Raw genomic sequence first — 10575 nt, 5'->3', positions numbered from 1 at the left:
TAATCAGTGGGTCCCGGGTTCGAGTCCCTGATGGTGCACCACATGGCCCGTTGGTCAAGCGGTTAAGACACCGGCCTCTCACGCCGGTAACGGGGGTTCGATTCCCCCACGGGTCACCATTATCGCTACGCGAAAAAGGGCGAAGAAATGGCTCGATGAACAGAGTTCATCGGTTTTGCTAGCGCAAAACACACCATTTTTCGCGGAAGGAGCGAGTGAAGGCGACCGGAGACCTTTTTTGACAAGTTGGGTACAGCTGAGAGGCTGATATTCATATATAGAGTCGGTGTTGATGACGCATAGGATCCACCTGTTCCCATCCCGAACACAGAAGTTAAGCTATGTCGTGCCGAAGATACTTGGCGGGAAGCTGCCTGGAAAAATAGGTAGACGCCGACACTCGTTTATATAAGGGTTTTGACCCTTTTATATAGGTGTCTGTAAGGACACAGATATTCCTCCTTAGCTCAGTCGGTAGAGCATGCGGCTGTTAACCGCAGGGTCGTTGGTTCGAGCCCAACAGGGGGAGCCATTTTTGGGCCTTTAGCTCAGTTGGTTAGAGCAACCGGCTCATAACCGGTCGGTCCGGGGTTCGAGTCCCTGAAGGCCCACCATTTGAACTTTAGTAGTTATTATAACGAAAGAGATAGGGGTATAGCTCAGTTGGTAGAGCAGCGGTCTCCAAAACCGCGTGCCGAGGGTTCAAGTCCTTCTGCCCCTGCCAAATAGGCTGCTATGGCTCAGGTGGCAGAGCACATCCTTGGTAAGGATGAGGTCACCAGTTCGAATCTGGTTAGCAGCTCCAACAAAAATTCCGATAGATTGCATGGGCATGCGGTCTATCGGAATTTTTGCTATTCTATATTGGCGGCAGCCATACCTGCTCACACTGCTGTGCACCGGTGTTTGGGATGTGTGTACCGTCGGCGGTGGTAGTGTTTGCCCAGTGCTGTTTGTGCCGCTGCCAGAGGAAGAGCGGGCCGTCGAATAACTGGATGTGACAGCTTGTCTATCGCCGCCTGTGTGACCTGGTACCGGTAAAGCGATGTGGTCATGACGGGATCATGTCCGACACTGCCTCGAATTACACTGCGCCCAAAGGGCTCCTACCCATTACCTATTTTTTTTGCATTTCTATACGTTGACAAGATGCCCGTAACTGGCCTTAAAATGCTGTCAGATGCATTTTATTGGCAACAAAAAGGAATGATGTCGATCAGGACCTTCAAGGCCTCGTTGATCCAATAACAGTGCCGCACACCGAATATGGGGCAGATACTCAGCGAACATTTCGGCTAAGTGCAATATACTTATATTTTCGTTTCACATCGATATCAGCGCTGCAGCAGTCTTGTTTTTCGCTTGGCTCTTTCTATAACAACTGTGCTTTTGTAAGTTGGGGTCTGATTGCTTTTTGCCCAGCGCCGTCAAGAGTGACTAGATAGAAAAGATATCGCAGTATGGAAAATAGAGTGCGCTCAAAAATGGAGAGCACTCTATTTTCTATAAACTGATCTACTTATAATTTTTCTCTGATAAAATCCGCCGCAAGACTCGCCATATCCTCCAACTGCTGCAGGCAGCGATGATCACAGATAAAGCCATGTGGCGTATTTTCAAATTCCACCACTGTGATCATATTGCCAGCCCGTTCGATCGCCTGGGCGTAGGTGCGCTGACAAAAACGCATACCGTCCAGCGCAGCCACTGCCAACAAGGTGCGGGGCAGACCAGATAGATCGGCGGCAGCCAGAGGTGTAATATAGGGCTGCTGGGATGCAGCGCCACCCAGATACCAGTCCACCACGATCTGCATCGAAAGCATAGCATCGGGATCGCGCCCGCCTACACCATCTTCAGCGCGCATGGAGAGCCCGGGGTACAACAGGATCTGATTTTTTACCGACACTTCCCCGCGGTCCCGTACCATAAGTGACAGACCGGCAGAGAAATTGCCGCCTGCCGAATCGCCAGATAAGGTGATATCCTCTCGGTCGATCCCCAGTACCTCTGCCTGTTTCCACATCCAGCAGAGCACCTGGTAGCAGTCCTCGATCCCGTGGGGATAGGGAAACTCCGGTGCCAGATGATATGCCACCGAGACCACCAGAGCCCCGGATAGATCTGCCAGTGCCAGGCAGTATTCGTGCGTGGTATCGATAGATCCTTTACACCAGGCACCACCGTGCATGTACAAAACGGCAGGTGTAGCGTCTGCCTCCGCCTGAGGTCTGTAAAGCCGTACCGTCACTTCTTCCCGATAGCCGGGCACAGTCTGCTCCCAGCAGGAGATGGGCCGTTGGGGTGTATAAACGCCAGTTAACACCTGTTCAGCGCGAATGGCAGCCATGTCTTCTCTGTGCCCGCGCTGATAGTCGACCAGTAGCTGAATGTCGCTGGGGCCGGTAGTAGGTGGTAATGGCGGCAGCGGCGGATAAGGCCGATGTATCGTATGCATCATATTCCAAACACCTCCGCGAAAAGATCCTACATCGTTACGATGTTATCCTCAATGGTGGCTGTATCCGGGCAGCGAGGCGTTGTTCTTCGCATCGGCCCAGTCCATCACGATATCGCGCAGGGCAGAACACAGATCATCCCCATAGAGACCGGGATTGCGCACGGCATCGAGCTTTTGTTGGTCCTGTTCGCTCAGCACCACCTCGACTTGATGGATACGCAGCGGCAGGTGGGGAAAACGGGGCGTATAGTCTGGATCTCTGCGCAGCGGTACCTCTTTTATTTGATAAGGCACCGGGACAACAGAATTTTGATACGGCTTTGTAAAGCCTTCCGCTCTCTGCCGGTCCTCGGGAAGAGCTTCCTCTACGATAACTGACAGGTGGTTCTGCCAGAAATTGCTGGTCTTGCCCAGGTCGTCGCCGCAGACATTGGGGATAGCCAAAACGTCGGTCAAGGCGTAGAACTCGATATAATCACTGGGCCCAGCCCCGTTTCTGTCAATACCCGGGTTTCCCTCGCTGTCGGATACGGTGTACATGAACAGATTAAAGGAATCGTGTTCTTGCCATGGTCCGATCCCATAGGCGCGCTGGGCCTCGATCTGCATCTGCTGGCAATTGATGTGCTGGGGCATGTTGTAAAAGTGGCTGTATCCCAAAGTGCTGCAGCTGGCAAAGGTGGTGTCACACACGCCGGTATTTTGCAGGATGGCCATGAGCGGCCGCTCCCACGGGGCACAAGACCACAGCAGATCGCCGGTGGTGGGGTGCGGTCCGTGCAGGTGCCGGGTGCGCCCTACATGTAAGTGCTCCTGTCCATTTTGCAGATTGTATACATTCAGGTCGCCGCATTGCCCGCCCTCTACCTGGGCGATGCGCAGTACCTGACCTGCCTTTACCTCTACTGCTATACCGGTGCCCGGCTCTAAAAGGTGCTGGGCCAACTGCTTGCGTTTGGGGGGCGGCGGCGCGGGGGAAGACAGCTGCGCCTGCTGACACCCGGGCTGGGCTTCTGCCAACGCCTGCAGAATGAGCGTATTGTAGGCGCCGGGCACCGCTGTATAGCGGTCTAAAAGCGCCAGTTGCTGATGATTAAAAGGAACGGAGAGAACGCGGTCCATAACTCTATATCTCCTGTCTATAGGATGATTTAGTCGCGCACAGGCAGCTCCAGCAGTTGCTGGGAAGTCATGACGTGGGCGCTGGTCAGCGCGATGTTGGTGAGCATAGCGTTTTGCATCTGCTGGGCGGTCATGGGTCCAAAACCCAGATCGGGGTAGTCCATGGTACCGGTGAGATCAGACAGAAAAGCCACGTCGTATCCCAGCGCGCCGGCATCGCGGGCGGTGGAGAAACAGCAGGCCTCAGTGCAGACGCCAGTGATGGCCACCGTGTCAAAGCCGCCGGTGCGCAGGGTGATATCTAGATCGGTGCCAAAAAACGAGCTGTAACGGTGCTTTTTGAGCACGATATCTCCCTCTTTGGGGGCCAGCGGTGCGTAGATCTCTGCCCCGGGGGTGCCCTCTACCAGCGCTTTTCCCTCCTTGATCGCCTGACAAAAATCTCCGGATTTACCCATGTCTTTGCCGTCGGCCCGCAGCACATTTTGCGTGTAGATGATCTGCATTCCTTTTTGGCGGCAGCGGTCGAGAAAGTCGGCCATAGTGGGCACAAAATCGTACCCCATCTGAGAGAACAGCACCGCACCGGGGGCGATAAAGTCGTTTTGCATATCGATGACCATAACGGCCGTACGCCGCGGGTCTATAGAACGGATGACCATGATAGATTCACTCCTTACATTTGACGGACCTGCCGGTCCACTTATCGGTCGGGGCCAGATCTATTGGGGCTCGATCTGGCGGACGTTCTGTACATAGTCACGCACGGCATCCCACTGCACATCGCCGCCCCAGTTTCCCTTTTCAAAGCAGGTGCCCACAATGGCACAGTCGGCATATTTGAGCCGTCTGGCGGCATTTTCGATGTTGGTGCCGCCTCCCAACACGACCGGGGCGGTGGGAAACGCCTCTTTGAGATCGCAGACCATGCGCTCGTTGAGTGCCTCGTCGCCGTGGAACATCTCGATAGCGTTGGCCCCTACCGACAGCACATCCCGCGCCTGCTCGATGAAGCGGGCCTTGTCGTAACCGCCCTGCTGCACGTGGTAGCCGGCGATCTCGGCGATCATGGCCACATTGTCGGCGCCGATGCGCCGGCGGTAATTCTGCACCTTCAGCGGCTGGGCCACGATGGGGCCAAAACGCGAGCTGGTGCTGCCGGCCAGAGCAGTACAGCGGGTAAAATCGGCGTGGCAGGCCTTGGCGGCCGCCAGAGATGGTGTGATACAGTTCCACATGAGCTGTACGCCCACTTTAAAGTCAGGGCCGGCCATGCGGCGCACCTCGTTGCCGATGACTGAGATACAGGCCACCCGCGCGTAGTCGGTGTCGTCGGTATTGGGGAAGATGCCCCCGTCGATACCCTGGATGAGACAGCCGTCGGCGCCGCCTTTGATGAGCGCCTCCGCGTCCCGCAGCGCCTTCTCGATCGAGCGGTCGTAATCGCCTTCCTGATAGTAGGGGGTATTGGGCAGCGGCAGCAGGTGGATACAGCCGATAATGAGTTTTTTGCCCGGTTTTAACTGGGTGAACATGTTGTCCTGACCCTCGTTTATTCTCAGATGTCCCGGCATGGTATAAGACCTCCCAGTCTGATAATGGTTTTTGGCAAAGAGAGCCGCAACGCTGCGGCTCTCCTACTCAGTTTCTACAGTTTTAGTGCAGTTCGATCTTGCTGTTGCGCAGGATCGCACCGCCGAAGGGGAACAGCGAGTCGATCATGTCGGCACAGAACTCGGTGGTGCCTTTTACGTGGGCCAACGCGCCGGCAAACATGCAGGGCAGCGCCGCCTGCATGAGCGGAGTGAGCCACAGGTGTTTGGCGGTGGGCACGGTGAATACTTTCAGCGGGTCGGCAAACTCGGATTTGTTGGCATCGGTAAACACCAGGTAGCGGTAGCTCTGGCGGGTCAGTACGCTGGCGACTTCCTGCGCGCGGCTGAATGCGGGGTTTTTCTTGTCGATGAACAAGAACATGCCGCTGTCCATCTTGCGCAGGATATAGTCGACGTGCGCCCAATCCTCAAAGTTCTCATAGCGGGAGAAGTCGCCGGTAGCCTCGTACATTTTGGCCTGACCAAACCAGGCGGAGGCGTACTCGGGGCCGGAGCTCAAAAACTCGAAGTAGGGGACCGGCTTCCAGGACACGGCCACATTGAACAGTTCGTCGTCCATCTGGTCCATAGCGGCCTCGAACTCGGTGACGTAGTCGAGAATATCCTGACGGTAACCGTCGGCGGCAGCCATATCGTAATTGCCGATGATCTGGCCCATGGCGATACCAAACTGGTAGAGGGCAGTCATCGAGGCCACATAGGTGCGGCAGCCGGGGGTGCGGTGCAGATCAAACTCCTCCGGCACTACGTGCAGTACCTTGTCACAGGCGGCAGCCACTGGCGACTCGATATCGTGGGTAACGGCCATGGTGATGGCGCCGTTGGCTCTGGCGCGCTGGGCGGCTTCGACCACCCGGGATACCTTGCCGGAAAAGCTGATGAGGATGACCAGAGTCTTTCCCTTCTCGCCAAAGCGGCGCACGTCGTAGTGGCGGGACAGGTCGAGGCAGACCGGTGTGTCGATGTGCAGGCCCAGCAGCTGTTCGTAGCACTCCTTCACCGCGTAGGCGGCACAGAGACTGTCGCCGCAGCCCGAGAGCACGATGTTGTCAAAGTTTTTGAGTTCGTCGGCAGTAAATACCGTCTCGCATTTTTTCTGGATATCGCTGCAGATATAGCGCACCATAGTAGGCAGGCTGACGATCTCTTTGTGCAGGTTGCTGTCGTATTTGGCCATGATAAAACACTCCTTTTTTATAGATAGACGTATGTATGGCAGGGGGCGCTCGGCCCCGAGACTACAGGTATTGATAGGCGCCTTTTTGGTACAGCTGGCGCGCCCAGATCCGGCACTGCTCTTCCAGTTGACTGTCAAACAGCGGGTAGGGGCCTTTTTGACGCAGGTTGTAATTCGAGGCGATGTTGGCCATGATCCCGGTCATGGCTAGATCGTTTTGCTGGCACCAAGCTACACAGGCGGCAGCGGTGGACGAGTTGCCACAGCCGGTGACATCGACGACCTGCTGCCCCTCGGGCAGCGGTGCAGACGGCACCAGACAAATGCGGCCGCCGCCGATGGTGTACATGCCCCGGGCGCCGATACGCAGCAGGATGAGCGGGCAGGGCTGCCGCCGAAGAAAGTCGAGAACCTCCTGCTCGCTGTCTAGACCGAAGATCTCTTTAGACTCGGTCAGGTTAAACGAGGCCATGTCCAGCTGAGGCAACAGCTCAAGGATGTTCTCCCGGTCGGTGGAGTGGGTGTGGATGCCGTTTGGCTCCCACATGATCTTGAAGTGGTACTGCTCCCGCAGCGCCAGCAGTCTAGCCCACACCGGGTCGGGAAGAGGGGCGCCGCAGATGTAAAAGCCTTTGGTATCCGGCCCGATCACAGCGTCGAGGTCCTCGGGATGGGGCCGCCAAAAGCCGGAATCGGCCCAGTCGCCGGTGAAGAAGTCCCAGGCGGCCACCGACTCGTCGGGCCGGTAGGTGATGATGTTGTAGGGCGTCTGTTCAGATACGAACAGCAACCCGCTGCGGTCTACCTTGTTTTTTGCAAACCACTGGCCGTAGGTGTCAAAAAAGTCTTTGCCCACCCGGGCCAGGTAGCAGATACTGCGGGTGTAGGGCCGCATGCCGCAGTATCCGTACAGCGGAATACCCCCCATCTGTGGGGCGCTGGTGGTGCCATCGGGGAAACGGATGACATCCATCATGTTCAGGCCGCTGACAATATACTCCAATTTGCTACACCTCCCACTAGTCGGCGGCATTGAAAGGGGCCCCTCTTTCATGTCGCTACACCTACAGTATAGCGGCCAAAAGAGAGGCCCTCAATGCCACTTGACCCGGTGGCTGACAAATTCTTTTGCACATTTTTGTGCATATTTTGCGCTTATTGGCCGGTATCGCACCGATTGTGCAGGGCGATGAGCTTTTCGCGGTCCAGCAGCAAGATCTGGCCGTTCTCTACCCGCACCAGTCCCTCGCGAGCCGCCTTTTGCAACAGCCGGTTGACGGTGCGCAGCGAGGCGGACAGCTGATCTTGCAGCAGCTGCTTGGTAAGCGGCTGACCGGCGCTGTCGGCGCGCAACAGCAGCAGATAGAAGTGCTCCTGCCGGGTGAGGCTCTTGCCCAGCATGATCTGGCGGTTAAAGGCCACGATCTGCACGGCCATATCTTCTAGCAGCTGGCGGCACAGCACCGTATCGCTATCCAGCCAGTGATAAAACGCATCCAGGGGGATGCAGGCCACCGTGCAGGGCTCAGCGGCCTCCACCATGTTCATTAGGTCGGTGTGGGCAAACAGCTCGATATTGCCGATAAAACTGCCGCTTTTAAAAAAGCCGATCTGCACGCAGGAGCCGTCATCCAGCAATTTGAATACCCGCACCGCCCCCCGCAGCAAAAAGTAGGCGCAGTCCTCCTGCTGCCCCTGCAGCAGCAAAATATCGCCGGGTTGGTACTGGCGGTAGAGGACATGCTTTTTTACGTCGGGTGGGCAGCGGTCAAAAATCGAGTCGCCCATGGTGCGGACCTCCTTTGCTTGTATGGGGCGTCAGCGGGCCAAAACTACGGCTTTGTGCCGCCACCGGCCCCGGCGGTAGCGCAGATAGGCGATAATCGCCTCGCTGGTGTAGCTGGCCAAAAACGCCAGCGGGATAGCCGAAAAGCCCATCTTGGGGGCCAATATGAAAGCGGTGACCAGGCGAAAGCCCATGGCCGCCCCGGTGATCACCGAGACGGTGAGCACATCGCCTGCTCCCCGCAGCAGTCCCTCACTCTGGAACATGAGTACCAGCGGAAAGTAGTAGACCACCGCCACTTTAAAGTAGTCGCCCACGGCGGTGATGACCTGTTCGCCGCTGCCGGCAGCGACGAACAGACCGGCCAGGCCCCTGCTGCCAAACAGCAGCACCAGCGCCATCACCGCACAAAAGCCGGTGCCCCACAGCAGGGTCAGGCGGTAGCAGCGGCGCACCCGCGGCAGCTTGCCGGCGCCGATATTTTGTGCGGTAAAATTCGAAAAGGCCTGATACAGGTTGTTGAGCGGCAGCAAAACGAGCCACTCAATTTTTTGTACAGTGGTGTAGGCTGCCATATACAAGCTGCCAAAACCATTGATGAGCGACTGCATCAGCAGCAAGCTGCCGGCTAGTACGGCCCCCTGCAGCGAGGAGGACAGCCCCAGCCGCAGCACCTCTTTTAATAATTTACCGCTAAAGTGACCGGGCACCCGGCGCAGCGGCAGCTGTGGCTGGCCGGTGATGGCTGCCAATTTTTTAAGCAGAAGCGGCAGGCCCAGCAGGCAGGTGAGCAGCTGCCCCAGCACCGTGGCCAGCGCCACGCCGAAAACGCCCAAGCGGCATACCAGCACGAAAAATAGGTTGAGCACCACGTTGCACAGCCCGCCGGCAGCGGTGCAGTAGAGCGGCGTTTTCGAGTCGCCCAGCGCGCTGAGTACCGCCGCCCCGCTGGCCCCCAAACCCATAAAGGGAAACCCCAGAAATACCATGCGCAGGTAGATGACGCTGTCGGCCAACACATCGGCGGGGGTGCGCAGCAGTGCCAGCAGCCACGGGGCACAGATGGCGCCGAAAGCCCCAATGACGACCGAGGACAGCGCGGTGAATACCGTGGCGGTGGTAAAGATATCCCGCAGCGAACGGGTGCGCCCGCTGCCAAAGTATTGGCCGCTGAGAATGCCCACCCCGGCGGCAAAGCCGATGGTCACTGTAGAGCAAAGATAAAATACTGGCCCGGTGCCGCCCACCGCCGCCAGCGCCCCCGCCCCCACCAGCTGCCCGACGATGATGGTATCGGCCAGATTGTAGCACTGCTGAAACAGGTTGGTAATGAGGATGGGGATCATGTACAAAAAGAGCCGTTTGCCCGGCGGGCCCTGGGTGAGATCGCCGGTGTGCGCGGTAAATACCCGCTTGAGCAGTGGCACGGCACCACCTCCTATCGGGACAAATGGCCCCACGTAATAAGTATAAAAGATTTTTATGATCGCGACAATACGCGAATAGCCCATATCGGGCCACCGCTTTCTGGATAGAGTGTCGCCTGACTGGGGTCGAGGTGCTGTTTTGGCACCAAAAGTGTGGTACAATAGCGGTGGCGGCAGCGGTGGAGCCACCGCCCGATAGAGCGTATAGAACAGGGGAGTGAGACGGGATGGATTTTACCCAGCGGCTGCAGGTATACGAGTTCTCGCTGAGCGAGACCGACGACATGATCGGTGCCTATATCAGTGCCCACCGGACAGACGCCGCCCAGATGTCCATCCAAAAGCTGGCCGGGCAGCTGCACCTGGCGCCCAATGCGCTGCTGCGCTTTGCCAAAAAACTGGGCTACAGCGGCTTTGCCGAGATGAAGCTGGCACTGCGGCAGGAGGGGGCTCCGTCCCCCGATACCAGCGTGCCGCAAAACATTCGCCGCACGCTGGAGATGCTGGCTCCCGGCAGCCTGCAGCTTGCCGCCAAGGCGATGTTCAGGGCCCGGCGGGTCTACTTTTACGGCATTGGCGATTCAGAGCCGCTGTGTGAGATGATGACCCACAATTTAAAATGTGTGGGCCGCACAGCCGAGTGTTTCAGCTATCGGCACGACATGTACTACAGCGCTCAAAATGCCCGCCCAGGCGATCTGGTACTGGTCATCAGCGCCACCGGCGAGACCGACATGCTCATTCAGGCGCTGCAGATGGCCAAGGAACGGGGCGCGGCCAGCATCAGCCTGACTCACCTGTGCAAAAACCCGGTGGCGGCACTGGCCGATTACAATCTCTACTGCTGGGTGCCCACCCAGCTCATCGGCGGTTACGAGGTGACCGACCGCACACCGCTGATGTTGGCGCTGCGCTTTTTGAGCGAGGCGTTTTGGCAGCAGTGTGGTGTGGCCCCTGCCGATAACGGCAATTGATGGGGTGTATCG

General features: G+C 57.4%; 9 protein-coding genes, 5 tRNA genes and 1 rRNA gene. 7 read left to right on the top strand and 8 right to left on the bottom strand.

The window, feature by feature from the left end:
• Positions 1-44 precede the first annotated feature (44 nt).
• The 6 genes from H8K20_RS09145 (at position 45) to H8K20_RS09120 (ending at position 805) form a co-directional block, all read left to right on the top strand.
• Positions 45-119 (top strand) — tRNA-Glu (locus H8K20_RS09145).
• Positions 120-282: 163 nt separating this feature from the next.
• Positions 283-399: ribosomal RNA gene (gene rrf / locus H8K20_RS09140) — 5S ribosomal RNA — on the top strand.
• Between the two features lie 57 nt (positions 400-456).
• Positions 457-532, top strand: a tRNA-Asn gene (locus H8K20_RS09135).
• A 5-nt stretch (positions 533-537) separates the two neighbouring features.
• Positions 538-614 (top strand) — tRNA-Ile (locus tag H8K20_RS09130).
• A 34-nt stretch (positions 615-648) separates the two neighbouring features.
• A tRNA-Trp gene (locus tag H8K20_RS09125) sits at positions 649-724 on the top strand.
• A 5-nt stretch (positions 725-729) separates the two neighbouring features.
• A tRNA-Thr gene (locus H8K20_RS09120) sits at positions 730-805 on the top strand.
• A 714-nt stretch (positions 806-1519) separates the two neighbouring features.
• Here H8K20_RS09120 and H8K20_RS09115 read toward each other — a convergent pair.
• From H8K20_RS09115 to H8K20_RS09080, 8 genes are all read right to left on the bottom strand, one after another.
• A complete protein-coding gene (locus tag H8K20_RS09115; RefSeq protein WP_186488174.1) occupies positions 1520-2461 on the bottom strand; it encodes an alpha/beta hydrolase in 942 nt (313 codons plus the stop codon).
• Positions 2462-2509: 48 nt separating this feature from the next.
• Positions 2510-3583: an urea carboxylase-associated family protein gene (locus tag H8K20_RS09110; RefSeq protein WP_186488173.1), complete on the bottom strand. Its 1074-nt coding sequence runs from the start codon at positions 3581-3583 to the stop codon at positions 2510-2512.
• A gap of 29 nt (positions 3584-3612) precedes the next feature.
• The gene (locus H8K20_RS09105; RefSeq protein WP_186488172.1) at positions 3613-4245 is read right to left on the bottom strand and encodes a cysteine hydrolase family protein; all 633 of its coding nucleotides are present in this window, start codon (positions 4243-4245) and stop codon (positions 3613-3615) included.
• A gap of 60 nt (positions 4246-4305) precedes the next feature.
• Positions 4306-5157, bottom strand: coding sequence for a BtpA/SgcQ family protein (locus H8K20_RS09100; RefSeq protein ID WP_243206203.1), 852 nt, complete (start codon positions 5155-5157; stop codon positions 4306-4308).
• A gap of 82 nt (positions 5158-5239) precedes the next feature.
• On the bottom strand, positions 5240-6376 hold the full coding sequence (locus H8K20_RS09095) for an SIS domain-containing protein (RefSeq protein ID WP_186488171.1): 1137 nt from the start codon (positions 6374-6376) through the stop codon (positions 5240-5242).
• Positions 6377-6437: 61 nt separating this feature from the next.
• Positions 6438-7379 carry a carbohydrate kinase family protein gene (locus H8K20_RS09090; RefSeq protein ID WP_186488170.1) on the bottom strand — a complete coding sequence of 314 codons (942 nt, stop codon included), beginning with the start codon at positions 7377-7379 and terminating at the stop codon, positions 6438-6440.
• Between the two features lie 152 nt (positions 7380-7531).
• The gene (locus H8K20_RS09085) at positions 7532-8164 is read right to left on the bottom strand and encodes a Crp/Fnr family transcriptional regulator (protein ID WP_105204974.1); all 633 of its coding nucleotides are present in this window, start codon (positions 8162-8164) and stop codon (positions 7532-7534) included.
• Positions 8165-8194: 30 nt separating this feature from the next.
• Complete coding sequence (locus H8K20_RS09080) at positions 8195-9589, bottom strand: MATE family efflux transporter (RefSeq protein ID WP_186488169.1); 1395 nt, start codon at positions 9587-9589, stop codon at positions 8195-8197.
• 227 nt (positions 9590-9816) lie between these two features.
• Here H8K20_RS09080 and H8K20_RS09075 point away from each other — a divergent pair, with 227 nt between their 5' ends.
• Positions 9817-10563, top strand: a complete 747-nt coding sequence (locus tag H8K20_RS09075) for a MurR/RpiR family transcriptional regulator (protein WP_186488168.1) — start codon at positions 9817-9819, stop codon at positions 10561-10563.
• The last annotated feature ends 12 nt before the right edge of the window (positions 10564-10575 follow it).

This window comes from Neobittarella massiliensis (ex Bilen et al. 2018), from assembly GCF_014269355.1.
In the GTDB taxonomy this organism is placed as follows: domain Bacteria; phylum Bacillota; class Clostridia; order Oscillospirales; family Ruminococcaceae; genus Neobittarella; species Neobittarella massiliensis.
The sequence above is the reverse complement of the archived record's forward strand: the minus strand, read 5'-3'. Positions and strand labels throughout refer to the sequence as shown.

Excerpts from the sequence above, each read along its gene's own strand:
- H8K20_RS09115 (WP_186488174.1), bottom strand. The coding sequence starts at position 2,461 with ATGATGCATACGATACATCGGCCTTATCCGCCGCTGCCGCCATTACCA.
- H8K20_RS09110 (WP_186488173.1), bottom strand. The coding sequence starts at position 3,583 with ATGGACCGCGTTCTCTCCGTTCCTTTTAATCATCAGCAACTGGCGCTT.
- H8K20_RS09105 (WP_186488172.1), bottom strand. The coding sequence starts at position 4,245 with ATGGTCATCCGTTCTATAGACCCGCGGCGTACGGCCGTTATGGTCATC.
- H8K20_RS09100 (WP_243206203.1), bottom strand. The coding sequence starts at position 5,157 with ATGCCGGGACATCTGAGAATAAACGAGGGTCAGGACAACATGTTCACC.
- H8K20_RS09095 (WP_186488171.1), bottom strand. The coding sequence starts at position 6,376 with ATGGCCAAATACGACAGCAACCTGCACAAAGAGATCGTCAGCCTGCCT.
- H8K20_RS09085 (WP_105204974.1), bottom strand. The coding sequence starts at position 8,164 with ATGGGCGACTCGATTTTTGACCGCTGCCCACCCGACGTAAAAAAGCAT.
- H8K20_RS09075 (WP_186488168.1), top strand. The coding sequence starts at position 9,817 with ATGGATTTTACCCAGCGGCTGCAGGTATACGAGTTCTCGCTGAGCGAG.